The organism is Kluyvera sichuanensis, from assembly GCF_040930405.1.
Lineage (GTDB): Bacteria > Pseudomonadota > Gammaproteobacteria > Enterobacterales > Enterobacteriaceae > Kluyvera > Kluyvera sichuanensis.
In genome coordinates, this window is record NZ_CP162271.1 from 1,819,964 (window position 1) to 1,839,956 (window position 19,993).

Below are 19,993 nucleotides of genomic sequence, written 5' to 3' on the forward strand. Positions count from 1 at the left end.
TAACCGCTGAGCGTCAGGCTTATGCCAGCAGCTCGCGAACAAAGGCTTCAATCTCTTTGTTCTGGCAGTTTTCAAAGAAGCATTCCTGGAAACGCTGACCGGAAACGGCGGTTTTCACCAGTGCAGGGTCGATAGCGCGCAGGGTATCCAGATAGTTTTCTTTCACTACCGCAGCTTTAACCTGGTTCAGGATGCCGGCGTTACGCACCTGTGGTTCTTTACGCTCTGGTGGGTAGCCTTCGCCGTTACGGCCAGTGAACGCTTTTTCGAACATGTAGCGAACGTTCAGCTCTGCGCCCCAGCCGTAGCCTTTAGCGAAAGCCAGAGACAGCGCGTTACCGTTGTTGATCTGAGCAAACAGGAAGGCGTCTGCTGGATCCAGGCAGTAGCCGCAGACCACGCCTGGGTGAATGTTCAGAGACATCATCGCGCCCTGGCCGGTACCGCAGCCAGTCACCACGAAATCTACCGCTTTGGAGTTCAGCAGGATGCTGGCCATAATACCCAGGTGGATATAGGTCAGGTGATGATCGTTCTCATCGCTCATACCCACGTTATAGACCGGGAAGCCTTTTTCATCGGCAACGGCTTTTAACTCATGATGAATAGTCGCGTTTTTGCTGGCCTGGCTATTTTCCATCATCAGTGCAATTTTCATTCTTTCCTCTCCTGAAAGCTAAGCGGCTTACCCGCAGTCGTTCGATTAGTCTATTCACCTTACTACCAGGCAAACACACTTTCAAATTTTATGAAAAGTTGTTTTGATTTTTACCGATGAGGTCACATTTTTGTCCAGGTGCCGCAGATAAAACCTTACATAAACCATTACTTATTTACTATCACCTGGCTGAATGGTCGACTACACTGGGTCAATGGGCAGAAAGCCCCTGCTGTTTGTCAGCGTTTCAATGGATGAAATCGTCACTACAAAGGAACTGATTTGTGACACAGGACTGCCGAGGACTTCGACACGCGCTGGGTCTCCTTGTTCTACTGACCCTGCTGCTAATTTGCCTGCCCCGCGCCCATGCGGCTCCGCCGCAAAAGACCCGGGCGGCGGCCCCTATCCCCGTATGGATACTCGATGCCGATAGTTTCGAGTTCTGGCGCGACGCGCGGGGGCAATATCAGGGCTTCTACCCGGAACTGTTGCACGCCATTAATGCGCGCTACGGCTATAACCTGACGCTGCGCCCTATCGATGGCACCACCTTTGAGCAACGCTTTAACCACCATGACTATGGCCTCTACGCCAGCGTGTTGCAAACCAAAGACCATCTGAAAAACACCATTCTATCGACCCGTCTGCTTGAAAATTCGATCGTTGCCGCCAGCATCACTCGCCAGGCCAAATCCATCACTGACATCAATAATACACGGGCCATTTTTCGCCGTAGCGACCCTACGCAGGCGCTGGTGAGAGAAACCTATCCGGCATTGCAGTTCCAGCAGATTATTGAAGTCGACAGCAGTAAAGAGGCGCTGCAGATCCTGCGCAGCGGCGGTGCGGATTTCTATATTAATGAAGACAGGGAAATCGGTAGCCCGCAATTTTACTACACCCTCTCCCGCCCGTTTGACTCGCTGCGTATTACCGCCTCATTTGGCATCAGCCCGGAGCTGATTTCGCTGCGCGACAACATCAACCAGTTGATCAACGAATGGCTGCAAAGCGGAAAACTGCAGGCGCTGGAGGAACAAAGCCAGCTCGAGTACTTCCGTCATTTCCTCACCATCACGCCTGAAGAGCACACCTGGCTACAGGAAAACCGGCTCACCCTGTGGCTGCCAAAGAATGAAAACTTCGCGCCCATCATCTGGAAAGACAACCAGGGCTATCACGGCAGTGCGATCAGTATGGTGAACGATTTACGCGACCTGCTGAACATCAACGTCGACGTACAATTTGTTGATAACTACATGATAAGGATGAAAAATGAAGACTGGCCTATCCACCTTGCCGATATTATTGATGTGCGCGACGGCGCGCAAATGGAGGGGTTAGTCGGCCCGCTGGTGAACTGGTACAACGCCTATTACAACAAGGCTGGTGCTCCCTTTATTCTCGATGAAGAGCAGGTTCGCCATCAGCGCGTGGGGGTGATTCGCGGCTCGTTTGCCGCCTACTATCTGCGTCAACGGTTCGGCACCGATGTCACTCTGATTGCCCGAGCGTCGATCGATGAACTGCTCGATGCGATTGATAGCAACCATATCGACTTTATCCTTGGCGACCTCAGTTCGCTGGAGCAGGCGCTGCGCGGTAGCGATCTGTTTCGTGGCGCGCTGAAGGTTGCCGGGCTTACCCACTCCAGCTACCAGATTGGTACCTGGGTCAATCTTGCTCACCCGTTGTACGCGCTGCTCACTCAGGTGCATCTTATCTCCAGCTATCGCCACCAACTCACGCCGCCGACCAACGTCGCAGCATCCACCTCCCTGAGCAAAAACGCATTGCAGATTATCAGCGCTGGGCTGCTGGCCCTGCTGTTCTTTATTCTTAGCCTGATGCTGATGATGTGGCGGCATATGAATAAGAACCGGGCCATTAACCGCAGCATTGTTGAGGCGATGGAGAAAATTAACCATGTCCATGATGATGAGACCGGGTGCCATATCCGCCGGGTAGCAGCCTATTGCAGCCTGCTGGCAGGCGCGCTAAAGCTACCGCCGAAGCATATCCGCGAGATAGAGACCTTCGCTTCCCTGCACGATATTGGCAAAATTGCCGTGCCTGAACATATTCTGCGAAAAAAAGGCAAATTGACCGACGATGAGTTTAAACAGATCCAACAGCATGCAATTAAAGGCTGGCGTATCGTCCAGGGACTAGTGCTGGGATCGGTGGCAGAAAACCTGATTCACTATCACCACGAAAAATGGGACGGCACCGGCTATCCCGAAGGTTTAGCCGGAGAGGAGATCCCGCTGGAAGCTCGTATTCTGGCACTGGCCGATGTCTACGATGCCCTGCGGCAAAAGCGTGTTTATAAGCCGAGTTTTTCTCATGAAAGCGCCTACGAAATTATCGTCAGCAGCGCCGGCAGCCATTTTGACCCAACGCTGGTGTCTCTGTTCTGCGAGCTGCACCCGCAGTTTAAGGCGATTTATGAGTCACAAGAGGATTAGCCCCAGGTTATAGCGGCTATTCAAAGGATTGCGCTAAGGGGCGACGGTTACAATGAGATCACGATTATTGCGCAGAGCGAATTGATGAAAAGCCTCATTCTTATTCCCGCCCTCCTGGCTCTGACGGCCTGTACCGTACCCCGTGCGGCGAGCGTAAGCCAGGTTGATGCCAACAGTGGCATCGTCCGTCTGACCTATGGGCAGGCGATGTTGCAGAATGCAAAAACCGATAACTATCTCGCCCAGTCCGAGGCCAATAAGGCCTGCCAGCAGATAGGATACGCCACCGCCTTTTCCTACGGCCAGCCTATCACCACCTGTACAACCACCAGCGGTTCGCTGTGTCTGAACGAGCACATCACCTTGCAGTATCAGTGCCGCGGTATTGCCAACGTTCCCACCTCCGCCGCCTATTATTAAACGCGCGCCGGTGTATTCCGGCGTTAATATCACAATAAAATAAACCGTTATATTTATGCCAATGCGTTTTATTCCCATTCGCATTATTAAATAAATGTTTTTATATTTACCTTTTGCAAATAAATTAATAACAATTTATAGTGCCGCTGTAATTAACTCGTAACGTATTTTTCCAGGAGCGAAAACATGCTTAAAGCGGCAATGATCGAGAAATTAAATGAACAGATGAATCTCGAACTCTATTCTTCTCTGCTGTATCAGCAGATGAGCGCCTGGTGTAGCTTCAATAGTTTTGAAGGGGCTGCAGCCTTTTTACGCCGCCATGCACAGGAAGAGATGACCCATATGCAGCGCCTGTTTGATTACCTGACCGATACCGGCAGCCTGCCGCGTATTAACACCATTCAGACACCGTTTGCCGAATATGCGTCTCTGGATGAACTGTTCCGTGTGACCTACGAGCATGAACAGCTTATCACCAGTAAAATCAATGAACTGGCTCACGCCGCGATGGCCAATCAGGACTATCCGACCTTTAATTTCCTGCAGTGGTATGTGGCTGAGCAGCACGAAGAAGAGAAGCTGTTTAAATCCGTTATCGATAAGCTGACGCTGGCGGGTAAAAGCGGTGAAGGCCTGTACTTTATTGATAAAGAGCTGGCCACGCTCGATACGCAAAATTAAGGTTCGTGCAGCGGCGTATTTCACGCCGCTGCCGATTAATGGCGACAGATTTTACTTTCCGTCGTCGTAAAGCCAGATTCCTGCGGAATAAACTTCCCTTTCTTATGCAGAAACGCGACCAGTTCGCCAGCACTCATATTTTCCGCGGAACAGGTATGAAAACGCGCCTGCTCGCCAAAGCGTGCGTGAATGGCCGCTTCCAGGCTTTCAATACTGTACTGCTCACCTGAATCAATCATCATATTCAGAACTTCATGACCGTGAATGGATTCCATTATTCCTCCTGTAAAAAACGCCACCATAAACTGCATTTACTTTGCATGTTTTGCGCTAGCACAGCTTTTATCACGCCGCCTTAAATCGTAAACAATACTGTACACCCACTGTAATTCAGATTTGACGAACCTTCGGGTTTCACATACTCTGCGCGGCATCTTTGGTCGTTAATCTGTTCTGCAGTAGAGGAAAGCGTGAAGAACCGTACCCTGGGGAGTATTTTAATCGTAGCCGGCACCACGATCGGCGCAGGAATGTTGGCGATGCCTTTGGCATCGGCGGGCGTGGGCTTTGGCGTCACCGTCTTGCTGCTAGCGGGCCTATGGGCGCTGATGTGCTATACCGCCCTGCTGCTGCTCGAAGTCTACCAGCACGTACCTGCCGACACCGGTCTCGGGACGCTGGCGCTACGCTACCTCGGCCGCTACGGCCAGTGGGCGACCGGTTTTAGCATGATGTTCTTGATGTATGCGTTAACCGCCGCCTACATCAGCGGCGCGGGCGAACTGCTGGCTTCCAGCCTGAGCCAGTGGTTCAGCATGGATATGCCGCCGTCACTTGGCGTGCTGCTGTTTACCGCCGTCGGCGGGCTGGTGATTTGTATTGGCACTTCGCTGGTCGATCTGTTTAACCGCTTCCTGTTCAGCGCCAAAATCATCTTTCTGATTGTCATGCTGATCTTGCTGCTGCCGCACATCCACAAGATCAACCTGATGACGCTGCCGCTCGAGCAGGGTCTGGCACTCTCGGCAATCCCGGTGATTTTCACCTCCTTCGGTTTTCACGGCAGCGTGCCGAGCATCGTCAGCTATATGAACGGCGATATTCGTAAACTGCGCGGCGTGTTTGTTATCGGCAGCGCTATCCCGCTGGTTGCGTATCTGTTCTGGCAGCTCGCCACGCTCGGCAGCATCGACTCGCCGGTGTTCAGCGCGCTGATGGAACAACACTCCGGGCTGAACGGCCTGCTGCTGGCAATCCGTGAAGTGGTGGCCTCGCCGCACGTCGAACTGGCGGTTCACCTGTTTGCCGACCTGGCGCTGGCAACCTCATTCCTCGGCGTGGCGTTAGGGCTGTTTGACTACCTGGCCGATCTGTTCCAGCGTAAAAACAGCGTACGCGGTCGCCTGCAAACCGGGGCCATCACCTTCCTGCCGCCGCTGGCCTTCGCGCTGTTTTACCCACGCGGATTCGTGATGGCGCTTGGCTATGCTGGCGTCGCGCTGGCGGTACTGGCGCTGATTATTCCGTCACTGCTGACGATGCAAAGCCGTAAACACCACCCGGAAGGCGGCTATCGCGTAGCGGGTGGCAAACCGGTGCTGTGGCTGGTCTTTGCCTGCGGGATTGCGGTGATTTTGATTCAGGCGGGGATTGCGACGGGAGTGCTGCCGTCGGTGGGGTAAGCCATATAAATTGTACTGGCGCAGAGCGCGCGTAAGGGGCGGCCAATCATGGCCGCCCCTTCCTGTTCAACAATTAGAAATCAAACGTAACAGATGCCCGCACTTCGCGCCCCGGGCCGAGGAAGGCGCTTTCTGAGCCGCCGGAGCTGTTAATATCGCCTGGGAAAATCGATGCCCAGTAGTGCTCGTCGGTGACGTTGGTGACGTCAACGCGCCAGGTCGAGCCGACGTTCTCAATCTTCCTGTTGTAACGCAGGCCGAGATCCAGCGTGGTGTAACTGGCCGCCCAGGTGGTGTTGGTGTCGTTTGCCGCGCGCTTGCCGGTGTAATGGACGTTAGCGTCATACACCACGGACGGAATCGACGGCAGGCTGTACTCCATCAGAATATTACCCTGCACCTTCGGTACGCCAACGACGCGTTTATCGGTGGTGGTTTCATCACCGGTATCTTTCAGCTGCGGATCCAACAAGGTGACGCCGCTATAGATATTCAGCGTCGACCAGACGTTGCCGTTTGCCGTCAGCTCCAGCCCTTTGTTGAGCTGCTCGCCTTCTTCGCGGAAATAGTCGTCATCATCAACGTAGGCGAACGGACGCTTCAGGCGGAACAGCGCCGCGCCGTAGTTCATCCCGTCTTCCGTTGCTTTGATGCCAAACTCAAGCTGCTGGCTGCGGTAAGGATCCAGCGTCTGACCGGCGTTTTTCACACCGTCATCGGTCGGCGCGGTATCGCCCATCTCCAGTGAATCGGCGTAGCTGATATAGGTCATCACCGACGGCACGATTTTATACATCAGCGCGGCTTCCGGGCTCATGCCCTGCTGATCGTCCTGATCGGTCTTCTCACCGGTTTTGGCGTAGCTTTGCGTCTCCATCCAGCTCTGGCTGAGATAGAACATAGCCGACCACTGCGGGTTAAAGGCAATGGTGTCACCGGCGGTGATGCTCTGCTGGCTGCTGGTTCCCGATTTGTAGCGGTCGCCGTCGGTATGAATTTTACCGTCCGACGGTTCTACCATCGCGTCCGGATCATACATATTGGTGGTGCCCAGATCGTAGCTCTGGCTTTTACCCGTCGCCGAATAGCTAATTTGCTGATAGCCGGTGGTCGACAGCGCCACATCATGGCCCCAACTGCCGGTGTCGAAGTGGCCGTTCAGGGTCATTAAATCACTTAATACCCGAAAACGCCCTGCCGCACTAGAGTCGCTAATTGAACGATCAATATCGCCTTTATTATCGACAATTTTATTCGTCACGTTGCGCGTGGCGCGGTCAGCCTGTTGATATCCCGCCGCCGTGGTTAAATACCAGTCCGGGGAGAAATAATTAATCAGTTTGGTGCTGATAGTATCGGTGGTTAAATCTTCCCCCGCCGTATTGAGCGCCAGATTTTTATTTTGTGGGTCTGGGGCTTTCGGTAACTGAATATCATCGCTGTAGCTGAAACCGCCCGGATACCCTTTCTGGATAAATTCATAATGGCTGGCGCTCAATTGCAGTTGCGTGCCCGGACGGATATCCCAGTCCAACGCCAGAGAGGCCAATTTCCGGCGCAGCGTACTGCCGACCACATCGCCTTCGCCGTCTTCATCCAGTAAATTGAGTCGATAGCCAAACTGCTTATTGCTGCCCACCGTATCGCCTAAATCAAGATGGCCGGAATAGGCGCTGCGCCCTTGATAAGAGGCGGTGACGCTATGGTAAGCCTGCGGCGTAGGCCGTTTCTGCACAAAGTTAAACTGACCTGCCGGGCTCGCCGGGCCGTACAGCGCGCCGGTCAGGCTATTGACCACATCGAGGCGATCCAGCATTTCTACCGGGAACGCCGTGGTGGAGACAATATTCAGCCCGTCAAGACGGCTGTTCGCCACCACGCTGCCTTCCATGCCGCGGCTTTGCGGGCGGCCGACATCCAGCCCACCGCGCGCTTCCATCTGCGTACTTGGCGCATATTTGAGTAAATCGTTAACGCTTTTCGCCTGCTGATTTTTTATCATCGCCTGGCTGATAGTATTGCTGGAATAGGGCGTATCAATCCACTGCTTATTCCCCAGCGGCCCTAACTCAATATCGTCTGCGACAAAGCCGGACCCCGCCTGGGAATCGGAGGTGTCCTCCGGTGCCGCAGCCGTCACGACCATATTGTCTTCTTTTTTCGTTTGCTGCTGAGAAGAGAGACTACCGTTTGCAAGCACCACCTGCGGACACAACGCTGCGGCAGATGAAAAGAGAACTATCCGCCAACCGTACTTATTTTTCACTTAAAAACCTATTATTTAAATCGATATATAAAAATTTATATTACGATCGTTAATAGCCCTGCCGTTTGCGTTTGATCAACATTCACAATACGTCCACATTGTGTGTTTTTTACGTGAGAATATCTCTTTATATAAATAGAGAGTAAATAATAAATATTTGTATAATGATTAAGTTCAGCGTATCGCGAATTGTAAGGTGATGTGATTAAATCGAGGATTATTCGAGCAACAGCCCCTTATTGGCAGCGAAATAAAAAGGGACCATCAGGCCCCTTAAAAAATTATTTTCCGCAGCACTGCTTATATTTCTTACCGCTGCCGCACGGGCAAGGGTCATTACGCCCAACCTTCTGCTCGTTTTTAATCGGTTGTTTGACCGGCGCTTCTTTCGGATTGTCCATCCAATAGTCAAACAGCGCCAGCGCCGCCGGGCTGATGCTATCGATGCTGTCGAGATACTGCTCGGCGGTGAAAGCACCCAGCGCCGTTGTTTTTTCTTCATCACCGTGCAACGCAATGCAGTCAAACGCCGCCTGCAGCTCTTCCGGCAGGCCGGACCAATCGGTCAGCGCCGCACCGCGCAGGTAGCCATAGCACCACTCTTCAACGATGGTCAGCTCCTGGCCTTCTTCTTCGCGGGTACCAAACAGCGGATCAAACTGATCCGGATAGTCGTTCAGACGGTCGGCGATGTCGCTCATATGCTGCAGCGTCAGGTTGACGAAACGGTCACGCTCGCGGTCGGTCGCCCAGTGTGGCACGTGGTCGGCTCCGCCCCAAACGGCAAACATCCACTCGGCAGGTTCAATCTCCAGTGGAGACGACAGAATCGCCGTCAGCATGCCGTCCAGTTCAGACACATCAATAATTGACGCATCGGTGGCATACTTTGCAATTGTTTCGTCCAGCCATTCCAGTTCGCTTTCGGTTAACGGTCCCGTTTTCATACTCTTTCTCTATCGTTGTTGATGAGGCATATCATTTAAGGCGCAATGATGCAGGAGTTTGCCGTTGAACTCCAGCGTCATTGCCCTTTCCCCGACGACATGGTCAGCATCATGTCAGGGCCGGGGGAGATTTCGAGCAGCGCCAGCGCGGCCAGGAAGGTTAAAAACGTTTCGAGCGTAGGCATGATTATCGTATATACACAAAATCATTCAAGTTGCATCAAGGCGGCAAGGGAGTGAATCCCCAGGAGCTGACTAAGGTCAGTGACTGGGGTGAGCGAGCGCAGCCAACGCCGAGGCGGCTTGAAGGATGAAGTGTATACAGCAGCCAAAGATGCTCTGTTATAGCACGCTACGCCCCGCCCAGATACGCTTTACGCACCTCCTGATTTCCGAGCAGCTCTTCACCGCTGCCGCTGAGGCGAATCTGACCGTTAACCATCACGTAGCCGCGATCCGAAAGCTTTAGCGCATGGTGCGCGTTCTGCTCCACGAGAAAAATGGTCATGCCGTTGCGCGCCAGCTCGCGCAGCGTCTGGAAGATTTGTTTGACCACGATCGGCGCGAGCCCCAAGCTCGGTTCATCCAGCAGCAGCAGTTTCGGGCGGCTCATCAGCGCGCGGGCTATCGCCAGCATCTGCTGCTCACCGCCGGACATGGTCATCGCCCGCTGTTTACGCCGTTCTTTTAAGCGCGGAAAGAGATCGAACATGGTTTGCAGATCGTCTGCCGCATACTGCGTACCCACCGGGATAGTGCCCATCAGCAGGTTCTCTTCAACGGTCATATCGGGGAAGATTCTTCGCCCTTCCGGCGCCTGGGCAATCCCGCCTGAGGCCACGTAGTGGGTCGATTTATGGCTGATATCGTCACCACAGAAGAGAATTTGTCCGCCGCGAATGCGCGGCTGGCCGAAAATCGACATCAACAGAGTGGATTTCCCCGCCCCGTTGGCGCCAATCAGCGAGACCGTTTCGCCCTTATTGACCTGCAGAGAGACCTGCTTAAGCGCCTGGATCACGCCGTAAAAAACATCGACCTCACGAAACTCCAGCATCGGCTCGCTCATAGGCTCACCTCGTCTTCGCTGGTGCCCAGATAGGCGGCAATCACCTTTTCATCGTTCTGAATTTGTTCCGCCCCTCCCTGCGCAATCACATCGCCGTGGTCGAGCACGATAATGTTGTCCGATATCTCCATCACCATCCCCATATCGTGTTCAATCAGCAGCACCGTTATCGCATGGTGCTCGCGCAGGAAGCGGATAATCTTGCTTAGCGCCCGGGTTTCCACCGGGTTCAGACCCGCCGCCGGTTCATCAAGGCAGATCATCTCCGGCCCGGTGCACATGGCGCGAGCAATTTCCAGACGTCGCTGCTGGCCGTAGGACATCTCGCCCGCCAGCCGGTTCGCGCAGTCCACCAGATCCACCACCTCCAGCCAGTAGAAGGCGCGATCCAGCGCGTCGCTTTCGGCCCGGCGATAGGCTGGCGTATTCAGCACCCCGGCAATCAGGTTGCGGTTGACCTGCATATGCTGCGCCACCAGCAGGTTTTCAATCACCGACATTTCGCGGAACAGGCGGATATTCTGGAACGTTCGCGCCAGCCCGGCCCGGTTTACCAGGTGGGTGCCGCCAAACATTTTATAGAACAGCCGCTGGCCGAACTGCGCAGGGTTTATCCAGTCGCCGGGTTGGAATTTCTGCCCGAGGATTTGAATCACGTTGGTGGTTTTATTACGGGTATTGAACAGAATGTTGCCGCCGGAGGCTTTATAGAAGCCGGTAAGGCAGTTAAACACCGTGGTTTTCCCCGCGCCGTTCGGGCCAATCAGCGCGGTAATTGACCCGCGCTTAACCTCAAGGTTAACGTCGTTCAGCGCCTTAATGCCGCCAAAATGCATCATCAGATGCTCAACGCTCAGAATCACATCCTGGCTCATGGCGCGACTCCTTTACGCACGGCAAAACCGCTGCGGTTGATACGAATCAGGCCACGCGGCCGCCAGATCATCATCACCACCATCAGCACGCCAAACAGCAGCACGCGATATTCAGCAAAGCTGCGCAGCAGCTCCGGAGTGACGGTGAGCACAAATGCCGCCAGCACCACGCCAATGGTCGAGCCCATACCGCCCAGCACCACGATGGCGAGGATCAGCGCCGACTCAAAGAAGGTGAACGAAGTCGGGTTGACGAACCCCTGATAGGTGGCGAAGAACACCCCGGCGATACCCGCCGTGGAAGCGCCGAGCGTAAACGCCGACAGCTTCACCAGCACGTGGTTAAGCCCCATCGAGCGGCAGGCGATTTCATCTTCCCGCAGCGCTTCCCACGCGCGGCCAATCGGCATGCGGGTTAAACGATGCTTGATGTAAAGCACCAGCAGCACCACCAGAACCAGCACCGCATAGATAAAGATAAACTTCATATTGGGGTTGTAGGTGAGATGGAAAAACTCATGGAACGGCACGCCCCCCTCTTTCGCCCGCCGACCAAACTCGAGGCCAAAGAAGGTTGGCGGCGGTGCCGATACGCCGTTCGGGCCGCCGGTAAAGCTCAGCCAGTTGTTCAGCACCAGGCGGATGATTTCGCCAAACCCCAGCGTCACGATCGCCAGATAGTCGCCGTGCATCCTCAGCACCGGGAAGCCGAGCAGTGCGCCTGCGGCGGCAGCCATCAGCGCCGCAATCGGCAGCATCGACCAGAAGCCCAACCCCAGATACTGATACCCAAGCGCCAGCCCGTAAGCGCCAATGGCGTAGAAGGCGACGTAGCCAAGATCCAGCAGCCCCGCCAGCCCGACCACGATGTTCAGCCCCAGGCCAAGCAGCACGTAGATAAGCCCAAGGATTGCCACCGTCAGCACATATTTGGTCGCCACAAACGGGAAGCAGACCGCCAGCGCCAGGATCAGCGGGATAACCCAACGCATGTTGCTTTTATAGTCCGGCGAGCGGACATAAACCCCGGCACTGTCACCTTCAAACCGCGCGCTGAAGCGCCTGCCGACGGCGGTCATCGACAGCGCGCTTAAGGCAAACCGCCCTATCATCACCGCCGCGACAATCCACACCAGCCGCTGGCCGTTAAAGTTGAAGCTGTAGCCGTCCAGCACCACGCCCACGATGGGACCAAAGACAATCAGCGCTACCAGGCCTGCGAAAATCGTATCCAGCACGCAGCGTTTAAGAGAGAAACCATCATGTACGGCCGTTGAATGCGTCATGTTCGGCTCCTACACTTTGGCGACAATCGGGCGGCCAAGCAGCCCCTGCGGACGGAAAATCAGAATGACCACCAGCAGACCAAAGGAGAAGACGTCCTTATAGTCGGTGTTCACCATTCCGGAGAACTGCGCTTCGGCAACGCCGAGCAGCAGCCCGCCGAGCATCGCCCCCGGCAGCGAGCCGATGCCCCCTAACACCGCGGCGGTAAAAGCTTTAATACCGATGATAAACCCGGCATAGAAATCAAAGGTGCCGTAGTTCATGGTGATAAGCACCCCCGCCAGTCCGGCCATCGCCGCGCCGATAACGAACACCAGCGAGATAATCCGGTCGGTATTAATGCCGAGGATGGATGCCATTTTTCGATCCTGCTGCACAGCACGGCACATGCGCCCAAGGCGAGTATGGCCGATTATCCAGGTCAGCAGCAGCATGCCCGCAAACGAGGCCAGCAGAATAAAGATTTTGGTGTAGGTTATCTGCACAAAGCCTTCGCCAATATGCAGACGCAGCACACCGTCGAGCATCGTCGGCACGCCCTGTTGACGCGGCCCCTGGCTGATTTGCGCGTAGTTTTGCAGAATCAACGACATGCCAATGGCGGAAATCAGCGGCGCCAGGCGCGTGGAGTTACGCAGCGGTTTATAGGCGATGCGTTCAATCGTCCAGCCGTAAACCCCCGTCACCACGATGGTAAACACCAGCGTGCCGAGGATCAGCAGCGGAAAAGAGTGCAGACCAAAAAAGGAGAGCAGCGCCAGACCGATGGCGCAGAGATAGGCCGATATCATATACACTTCGCCGTGCGCGAAGTTAATCATACCGATAATGCCGTAGACCATGGTGTAACCAATGGCTATCAATCCGTAGACGGAACCTAGCGTCAATCCATTAACTAACTGTTGCAGGAAGAATGTCTCCATCATCGCTCGCTCGTGTTGTGTCATCTATTATTGAGCGCCGGTATGAACTCATACCGGCGCTGAGCGTGATTCCGTCTCGTTACTCGACTTCCTTGTACTTGCCCTGGTCGTCCCACTGGTAGACCACGTAATCCGAGACTTTCAGGTCGCCTTTGCTGTCCCAGGCTTTCTTGCCCATCACCGTCTCAACCGGGTTGGCTTTCAGCCAGGCGCTGGCTTTCGCAGAGTCGGCACCGCCGGTGGCTTTGAACGCCGCGGCAATCGCCTGAATTGAGGCGTAGGAGTAGAGGGTGTAGCCTTCTGGCTCAAACTTGTTGGCGCGGAATTTTTCGATGACCGCTTTGCCGTCCGGGATCAGGCGTGGGTCTTTACCGAAGGTCATATAGATGCCCTTGGTGTACTGCGGCCCACCCGCGGCGGTGACCATCTCTTCGTTGACGATACAGTCGCCGGAGAAGAATTTCGCCTGTACGCCCTGCTCACGCATCTGGCGTACCAGCGGGCCCGCTTCCGGGTGGCAGCCGCCGAAGAAGACCACGTCCGGTTTCTGCGCGCCAATCTTGGTCACCAGGGCGTTGAAGTCCTTTTCACCACGCGATAGGCCTTCATACATCACATCTTTGACGCCACGTTTTGCCAGCGCGGCGCGGGTGGCATCCGCCAACCCCTGACCGTAGGTGTCTTTATCGTGGATAATCACCACGCGCTTGGCCTTCAGTTTATCGATGATGAAATCGCTGGCGACGCCGCCCTGCTGGTCATCGCGACCACACATGCGGAACATATCGTTCATCCCACGTTCGGTAATCAGCGGGTTGGTGGAGCCTGGGGTAATAGCGAGCACCCCAGCGTCGTTATAAACCTCTGAGGCAGGCATGGTGGAAGAAGAGCAGAAATGGCCGACCACGGCCTGCACTTTATCCTGATCGACCAGGCGGTTAGCGACCGACACGGCCTGTTTCGGTTCGCAGGCGTCATCCCCCTGCACCAGCTTAATTTTCTCGCCGTTAATCCCACCGGCAGCGTTGATATCCGCTGCCGCCTGGGTGGCGCCATGCCAGTATTGATCGCCATAGGTGGCATTTGGCCCGGTAAATGGCCCTGCCACGCCAATCACGATATCGGCCTGGGCGGAAAACGCCGTCACCAGACACCCTGCCAACACAAGAGAAAGCGGACTTTTTATAAATTTCAGCGACATTATTATCTACCTTAGCAAAGAGGTTTATGCATAACGGTGTGAAGCCGAACGGCTGGCGCGAGCACCAAACAACGACATCCTGACAATATCCTGCTGATAACGGCGAGGTTTCCTTACGCTTTTCAGGCCAAATCATTAAGCAAAATGGTTGCCAACTTTACGCACCCTTGCCTGGAATTTGACAATTTTGAGTATAGAGTGCGCGGGTCAAGCCTCTGCCTCCGCGCGGTGAAATTACGGCGGGGATCACATCTCGTTAACAATAAAGTACATAAATAATGCAATAGTCACGCTTTGTGCATTTTTGTAGCAAATTGTTCGGCTTATGTTACCTGATGGTGCAAAGGGAGTGAGGCGATGCGCAGACGGCGTGCAGAGACAAACAGGGCATATTTTGCTTCCACTATGGCTAGTGGTAACATTTTATCTATACCTACCAGTGCGAGAAAAATGATGACGATAATCGAGGCCGATAAACAGATCCTGTCCGTTTTTGACTTTGACGGTACCCTGACCCGGCACGACAGCTTTATTCCCTTCCTGAAGTTCGCCTTCGGTCGTCGCCGGTTTGCCCGCAAAATGCTGCGTCTCGTTATCCCTTCGGTGCAGTGCTTTCGCCGCCGACTGACCCGCGATGAGCTTAAGGAAGTGCTGATCACCACCTTCCTCGCCGGATGTGACGAAAAATGGGTACAGGACAAAGCGGAAGCCTACTGCCAGCGCACCTGGAAAAAACTGATGCGCCCGGCCGGGCTGATGGCGGTAGCGGCAGAACGCGCATCCGGCGCCGAAGTGACGCTGTGCTCCGCCTCGCCGATGATCGTCCTGCGGCCTTTTGCTGAAAAGCTGGGGATTAAGCTCATAGGTACCGAGCTTGAGAGTAAGGATGGCGTGCTGACGGGGCGGATCGTCGGCCATAACTGCCGATGCATCCACAAAATCAATCGCCTTGAGGCAGTTTATGGCCCGCTCAGCCGCTATCATCTCCGCGCCTGGGGAGATACCCGCGGCGATTATGAGCTGCTGGCCACCGCCAGCGATGCGCACTGGCAGCATTTCCAGCCCGGCTGGTCGCGCAAGAAAAACCCGATTGCGCGCTTTCGCAGTGAGTTTATGAAGGATTTGACCTGATGTTGATTGCCGTGAAGGCCGATCATAGTAGGAATGATGTCAGGAAAGGGGATTTCAAAAACAAAAAAACCACCCGTAGGTGGTTTCACGACACTGCTTATTGCTTTGATTATTCTTTTGTTTCCCATGGTAGCCGGAGTGGGACTTGAACCCACACAGCGCGAACGCCGAGGGATTTTAAATCCCTTGTGTCTACCGATTCCACCATCCGGCCAGGGAAAAAAGTGGAGGCGCGTTCCGGAGTCGAACCGGACTAGACGGATTTGCAATCCGCTACATAACCGCTTTGCTAACGCGCCTTTGATGCTTAAACACCCGCTAATGCCGATGCTTTTAATTTGGAGCGGGAAACGAGACTCGAACTCGCGACCCCGACCTTGGCAAGGTCGTGCTCTACCAACTGAGCTATTCCCGCATTATCAAGTTGATTTGCTAACCACTTGATTTTGCTATCGTCTGGCAATCAGTGCTGCCGTTCGATGCGTTGCATTCTACTTATCTGACGCGGTGAGTCAACGGTAATTTTCTCAACTTTGAATCGTTTGCTGAAAATTACGCCGAAACGATCACTCTTGAAGCAAATCACCGCGCGCCGCGTTCAAATATTGCAGCATTGACCACAGCGTCAGCACTGCAGCAACCATGAATAACGCGATACCGGCCCACTCAACCCAGATATTTGGACGCCACAGCATCCAGACCAGCGCAGCCATCTGTGCGGTGGTTTTAACTTTACCAATCCAGGAGACCGCTACGCTGCTGCGTTTACCCAGCTCCGCCATCCACTCGCGCAGCGCGGAGATGATAATTTCACGGGCAATCATGGTCGCTGCCGGCAGCGTCACCCACCAGGTGTGGTAGTGTTCGGCCACCAGCACCATCGCAATCGCGACCATCACTTTATCCGCCACCGGATCGAGGAAGGCACCGAAACGGGTACTTTGGTTCCAGCGGCGCGCCAGGTAGCCATCAAACCAGTCGGTTACCGCTGCGATAAAGAAGATGAGCGCACAAACAAAGGGAGCCCAGGTGAACGGCAGGTAGAACGCCAGCACGAAAAACGGGATCAGGACGACGCGGAACAACGTGAGCAATGTAGGAATATTATATTGCATGGCGAGGTAACTATCTGTTGTCAGTAAATATTAGCCCTATGTTGCTACAGAGCCCCTAATGTTTCAACGAGTAGAAGATCTTTTCTGCGAGTCCGACCGAGATTCCCGGCACTTTCGCAATATCTTCAATGCTTGCCTGCTGCAAACCTTGCAACCCGCCCATGTACTTCAGCAGCATCTGGCGGCGTTTTGGCCCCACGCCTTCGATGGTCTCCAGCGAACTGGTGCTTTTAACCTTAGCGCGTTTCTTACGGTGCCCGGAAATCGCATGATCGTGTGATTCGTCGCGAATATGCTGAATGACGTGCAGCGCCGGGGAATCCGGCGGCAGGCTGAAGCCCTCACCTTCCGGCTCAAAGAACAGCGTCTCAAGGCCCGCCTTACGGTCGCTGCCTTTTGCCACGCCCAGCAGCAGCGGGTGGTTTTTATCCCACGGCACGTTAAGCTCGGCAAATACCGCTTTTGCCTGGCCCAGCTGCCCTTTCCCGCCGTCAATCAGGATAACGTCCGGTATTTTGCTGTCATCGATGGCTTTACCATAACGGCGACGCAGCACCTGGTTCATCGCCGCATAGTCATCGCCCGGCGTAATACCGGTAATGTTGTAGCGGCGATATTCGGCGCGCAGCGGGCCATTGGCATCAAATACCACGCACGAGGCAACGGTTTGTTCCCCCATGGTGTGGCTGATATCAAAACACTCCATGCGCTTGATAGCCGGTAACTTTAGCTCAGCGGAGAGCGCCTGCAGGCGTTGATGGACGGTCGACTGTTGAGAAAGTTTAGTCGACAGCGCCGTCACCGCATTGGTGCGCGCCAGTTTCAGATAGCGTGCACGGTCGCCGCGCGGCTTGGTTTGCACCTGAATGCGACGCCCCGCCAGCTCGGATAACGAATCGGCCAGCAGCGTTTTGTCTTTCAGCGTAAAGTCGAGCAGGATCTCGCCCGGCAGCGTTCGCATCTGGCTGCCCTGGAAATAGAACTGGCCGACGAAGGTTTCCACCACTTCGCCCAGTTCGGTATCGCTTGGAACTTTGGGGAAATAACTGCGGCTGCCCAGCACTTTCCCCTGGCGGATAAACAGGACGTGCACGCAGGCCATGCCCGCTTCAAACGCCACGCCAATCACATCGAGGTCGTCGCCGTTATTGGAGACAAACTGCTTCTCGGTGACACGACGGACTGCCTGAATCTGATCGCGGATGCGCGCGGCTTCTTCAAACGCCAGCGCCTGGCTCGCTTTCTCCATCCGTGCAATCAGCTGGGTCAGCACCTGGTCGTCCTTGCCAGCGAGAAACAGCCGCACGTAGTCAACCTGTTGGGCGTACTCTTCCTCGCTTACCAACCCTTTCACACACGGCCCCAGGCAGCGACCAATCTGGTACTGCAGGCACGGACGCGAACGGTTACGGTAGACGCTGTTTTCACACTGACGAATCGGGAAGATCTTTTGCAGCAGCGCCAGCGTTTCCCGCACCGCATAGCCGTTAGGGAACGGCCCGAAGTACTCCCCTTTCGCGTGTTTTGCGCCGCGGTGGATCGCCAGACGCGGATGCGCGTCGCCGCTCAGGAAGATAAAGGGATAGGATTTGTCATCGCGCAGCAGAACGTTATAGCGAGGCTGATAAAGCTTGATGTAGTTATGCTCAAGCAGCAGCGCTTCCGTTTCGGTATGGGTAACGGTGACATCAATCTGCGCTATCTGCGCCACCAGGGCTTCCGTTTTGCGGGAAGCAACCTGAGTGCGGAAATAGCTGGAAAGGCGTTTTTTGAGATCTTTGGCTTTGCCAACGTAAATGACCGTACCGCCGGCATCATACATACGATAAACGCCGGGCTGGCTGGTTACGGTTTTCAGAAAGGCTTTTGAATCAAAAACATCACTCACTGACTTGCTAACGACTCCGCATTACACAGGCCATGGCGAATTGCCAAGTGCGTCAGTTCAACATCACCGTGTATGTTCAATTTGCTAAACATACGGTAGCGGTAGCTGTTGACCGTCTTAGGACTCAGATTCAACTGTTCTGAGATCTCATTCACCTTCTGGCCTTTAGTGATCATCAGCATAATCTGCAATTCACGTTCAGACAAACTGGAGAACGGGGATTCGGTCTTTTCCGGCTCAATCTGGCTCAACGCCATTTGCTGGGCGATGTCTGAGGCAATATAACGCTGCCCGGAGAAGACCGAACGAATGGCGTTGACCACCTCTTGCGGGGCGGCACCTTTACTCAGATACCCCGCAGCGCCGGCCTGCATCACCTTCGCGGGAAGTGGGTTTTCCGTGTGTACGGTTAACATGATGACTTTGGTGTCGACGGCAGAGCGCGCAATCTTACGCGTGGCTTCCAGGCCACCGATGCCCGGCATATTCATGTCCATCAGCACAACATCGACCGGGTTGGCGCGGCACCATTTCACCGCATCTTCCCCGCAGTTGGCTTCGCCGGTCACTCTAATACCTTTTATATCTTCGAGAATGCGTCGTATCCCTGCGCGCACCAGTTCGTGGTCATCAACAAGAAGGACGTTGATCAAAGGAATAATCTCCAGAATAGGGATAACGCTACTACTTCTTAATTCACCCATACTACCGGGTTTTATATCAACTGTGAAAGTCTAAAAATGCCAGAGCACCGATTTCGATCTCGTTTTTGGAAATATTCGTGTACAGGTGCTGGAAAGACCTAAAAAACAATAAGATGCCCAACACAAAAGTCAGTATGCGGACAACAATAACCCGAGTAAACAGGCACTTTGTCGTATATTTGATAAATAGCCCCTATAATATGTAACAACAATTAACGATGAAGGAACCATATTTAAACAATTCGGCGCTAACTGCCTGTCTTCTCACCGCTAAATAATAATGAATAACAGATCTGAGCTGCGCGCAAAAAACAGGCGCTCCTTTTTTTCCTCCGGCTTGTGGTATACTGCGCCGCTTTCATAATCCGGAACGCGCATAATGCGCAGAAATTGTACGAGGCAATAAATGAGCACACCTGATTTTTCTACCGCTGAAAATAATCAAAATCTGGCCCAGGAACTTTCCTGCCTGAAGGCAATGCTGACGCTGATGCTGCAGGCAATGGGGCAGGCAGATGCGGGGCGTGTGATTATTAAAATGGAAAAACAAATTGCGCAGTTAGAAGATGAAGCTCAGGCTGCCGTATTTTCCAGCACCGTTAAGCAAATTAAACAAGCTTATCGCCAGTAATCTTAAACCGGCTGAAGCATCGCTGCTTACAGCCGGTTTGC

At 54.1% G+C, this 19,993-nt stretch carries 18 protein-coding genes, 3 tRNA genes and 1 pseudogene; 6 read left to right on the forward strand and 16 right to left on the reverse strand.

The window, feature by feature from the left end; all coding sequences use genetic code 11:
• Nucleotides 1-19: 19 nt before the first annotated feature.
• A complete protein-coding gene (locus AB2B48_RS09000; protein ID WP_333497587.1) occupies nucleotides 20-658 on the reverse strand; it encodes an RpiB/LacA/LacB family sugar-phosphate isomerase in 639 nt (212 codons plus the stop codon).
• Nucleotides 659-942: 284 nt separating this feature from the next.
• On the opposite strand from AB2B48_RS09000, the gene AB2B48_RS09005 reads away from it, so the two are divergent.
• The 3 genes from AB2B48_RS09005 to ftnA all read left to right on the forward strand — a co-directional run bounded on the left by AB2B48_RS09005 (nucleotide 943) and on the right by ftnA (nucleotide 4,233).
• Nucleotides 943-3,129, forward strand: coding sequence for an HD domain-containing phosphohydrolase (locus AB2B48_RS09005; protein ID WP_368301570.1), 2,187 nt, complete (start codon nucleotides 943-945; stop codon nucleotides 3,127-3,129).
• Nucleotides 3,130-3,213: 84 nt separating this feature from the next.
• Nucleotides 3,214-3,549 (forward strand): YecR family lipoprotein, encoded by a 336-nt coding sequence (gene yecR, locus AB2B48_RS09010; protein WP_185669419.1) that lies wholly within the window; start codon nucleotides 3,214-3,216, stop codon nucleotides 3,547-3,549.
• 186 nt (nucleotides 3,550-3,735) lie between these two features.
• Nucleotides 3,736-4,233: a non-heme ferritin gene (ftnA, locus tag AB2B48_RS09015; RefSeq protein ID WP_368301571.1), complete on the forward strand. Its 498-nt coding sequence runs from the start codon at nucleotides 3,736-3,738 to the stop codon at nucleotides 4,231-4,233.
• 35 nt (nucleotides 4,234-4,268) lie between these two features.
• On the opposite strand, the gene AB2B48_RS09020 is transcribed toward ftnA, so the two are convergent.
• Complete coding sequence (locus AB2B48_RS09020) at nucleotides 4,269-4,508, reverse strand: YecH family metal-binding protein (RefSeq protein ID WP_220439289.1); 240 nt, start codon at nucleotides 4,506-4,508, stop codon at nucleotides 4,269-4,271.
• A gap of 195 nt (nucleotides 4,509-4,703) precedes the next feature.
• Here AB2B48_RS09020 and tyrP point away from each other — a divergent pair, with 195 nt between their 5' ends.
• Nucleotides 4,704-5,915 (forward strand): tyrosine transporter TyrP, encoded by a 1,212-nt coding sequence (gene tyrP, locus AB2B48_RS09025; protein WP_368301572.1) that lies wholly within the window; start codon nucleotides 4,704-4,706, stop codon nucleotides 5,913-5,915.
• Nucleotides 5,916-5,988: 73 nt separating this feature from the next.
• Here tyrP and AB2B48_RS09030 read toward each other — a convergent pair whose 3' ends face one another.
• From AB2B48_RS09030 to AB2B48_RS09065, 8 genes and pseudogenes are all read right to left on the reverse strand, one after another.
• Nucleotides 5,989-8,118, reverse strand: a complete 2,130-nt coding sequence (locus AB2B48_RS09030; protein ID WP_368301942.1) for a TonB-dependent receptor — start codon at nucleotides 8,116-8,118, stop codon at nucleotides 5,989-5,991.
• 344 nt (nucleotides 8,119-8,462) lie between these two features.
• Nucleotides 8,463-9,128, reverse strand: coding sequence for a YecA family protein (locus AB2B48_RS09035; RefSeq protein ID WP_185669414.1), 666 nt, complete (start codon nucleotides 9,126-9,128; stop codon nucleotides 8,463-8,465).
• Between the two features lie 80 nt (nucleotides 9,129-9,208).
• Nucleotides 9,209-9,313 (reverse strand): annotated as a pseudogene (locus tag AB2B48_RS09040) (LysE family translocator); the annotation flags it as partial.
• Nucleotides 9,314-9,480: 167 nt separating this feature from the next.
• Nucleotides 9,481-10,197: an ABC transporter ATP-binding protein gene (locus AB2B48_RS09045; protein ID WP_220439294.1), complete on the reverse strand. Its 717-nt coding sequence runs from the start codon at nucleotides 10,195-10,197 to the stop codon at nucleotides 9,481-9,483.
• Nucleotides 10,194-11,072: an ABC transporter ATP-binding protein gene (locus AB2B48_RS09050; RefSeq protein WP_368301573.1), complete on the reverse strand. Its 879-nt coding sequence runs from the start codon at nucleotides 11,070-11,072 to the stop codon at nucleotides 10,194-10,196. The genes AB2B48_RS09045 and AB2B48_RS09050 overlap by 4 nt, the downstream gene beginning before the upstream one ends.
• On the reverse strand, nucleotides 11,069-12,358 hold the full coding sequence (gene livM / locus AB2B48_RS09055) for a high-affinity branched-chain amino acid ABC transporter permease LivM (RefSeq protein ID WP_368301574.1): 1,290 nt from the start codon (nucleotides 12,356-12,358) through the stop codon (nucleotides 11,069-11,071). The genes AB2B48_RS09050 and livM overlap by 4 nt, the downstream gene beginning before the upstream one ends.
• Before the next feature lie 9 nt (nucleotides 12,359-12,367).
• Entirely contained in the window at nucleotides 12,368-13,282 is a 915-nt protein-coding gene (locus tag AB2B48_RS09060) for an ABC transporter permease subunit (RefSeq protein ID WP_220439422.1), read from the reverse strand.
• 79 nt (nucleotides 13,283-13,361) lie between these two features.
• Nucleotides 13,362-14,483, reverse strand: a complete 1,122-nt coding sequence (locus AB2B48_RS09065) for a branched-chain amino acid ABC transporter substrate-binding protein (protein WP_185669409.1) — start codon at nucleotides 14,481-14,483, stop codon at nucleotides 13,362-13,364.
• A 453-nt stretch (nucleotides 14,484-14,936) separates the two neighbouring features.
• On the opposite strand from AB2B48_RS09065, the gene AB2B48_RS09070 reads away from it, so the two are divergent.
• A complete protein-coding gene (locus tag AB2B48_RS09070) occupies nucleotides 14,937-15,614 on the forward strand; it encodes an HAD family hydrolase (RefSeq protein ID WP_185669430.1) in 678 nt (225 codons plus the stop codon).
• A gap of 127 nt (nucleotides 15,615-15,741) precedes the next feature.
• Here the strand turns inward: AB2B48_RS09070 and AB2B48_RS09075 are convergent.
• From AB2B48_RS09075 to uvrY, 6 genes are all read right to left on the reverse strand, one after another.
• Nucleotides 15,742-15,828, reverse strand: a tRNA-Leu gene (locus AB2B48_RS09075).
• A gap of 11 nt (nucleotides 15,829-15,839) precedes the next feature.
• Nucleotides 15,840-15,913: transfer RNA gene (locus AB2B48_RS09080), tRNA-Cys, on the reverse strand.
• Nucleotides 15,914-15,953: 40 nt separating this feature from the next.
• Nucleotides 15,954-16,029, reverse strand: a tRNA-Gly gene (locus AB2B48_RS09085).
• Between the two features lie 151 nt (nucleotides 16,030-16,180).
• Entirely contained in the window at nucleotides 16,181-16,729 is a 549-nt protein-coding gene (pgsA, locus tag AB2B48_RS09090; RefSeq protein WP_185669406.1) for a CDP-diacylglycerol--glycerol-3-phosphate 3-phosphatidyltransferase, read from the reverse strand.
• Nucleotides 16,730-16,784: 55 nt separating this feature from the next.
• Entirely contained in the window at nucleotides 16,785-18,617 is a 1,833-nt protein-coding gene (gene uvrC / locus AB2B48_RS09095; protein ID WP_368301575.1) for an excinuclease ABC subunit UvrC, read from the reverse strand.
• Nucleotides 18,614-19,270, reverse strand: coding sequence for a UvrY/SirA/GacA family response regulator transcription factor (gene uvrY, locus AB2B48_RS09100; RefSeq protein ID WP_064544562.1), 657 nt, complete (start codon nucleotides 19,268-19,270; stop codon nucleotides 18,614-18,616). The genes uvrC and uvrY overlap by 4 nt, the downstream gene beginning before the upstream one ends.
• Nucleotides 19,271-19,727: 457 nt before the next feature.
• Between uvrY and AB2B48_RS09105 the strand changes: the two genes are divergently transcribed.
• Nucleotides 19,728-19,952, forward strand: coding sequence for a DUF2594 family protein (locus AB2B48_RS09105; RefSeq protein ID WP_035894108.1), 225 nt, complete (start codon nucleotides 19,728-19,730; stop codon nucleotides 19,950-19,952).
• The last annotated feature ends 41 nt before the right edge of the window (nucleotides 19,953-19,993 follow it).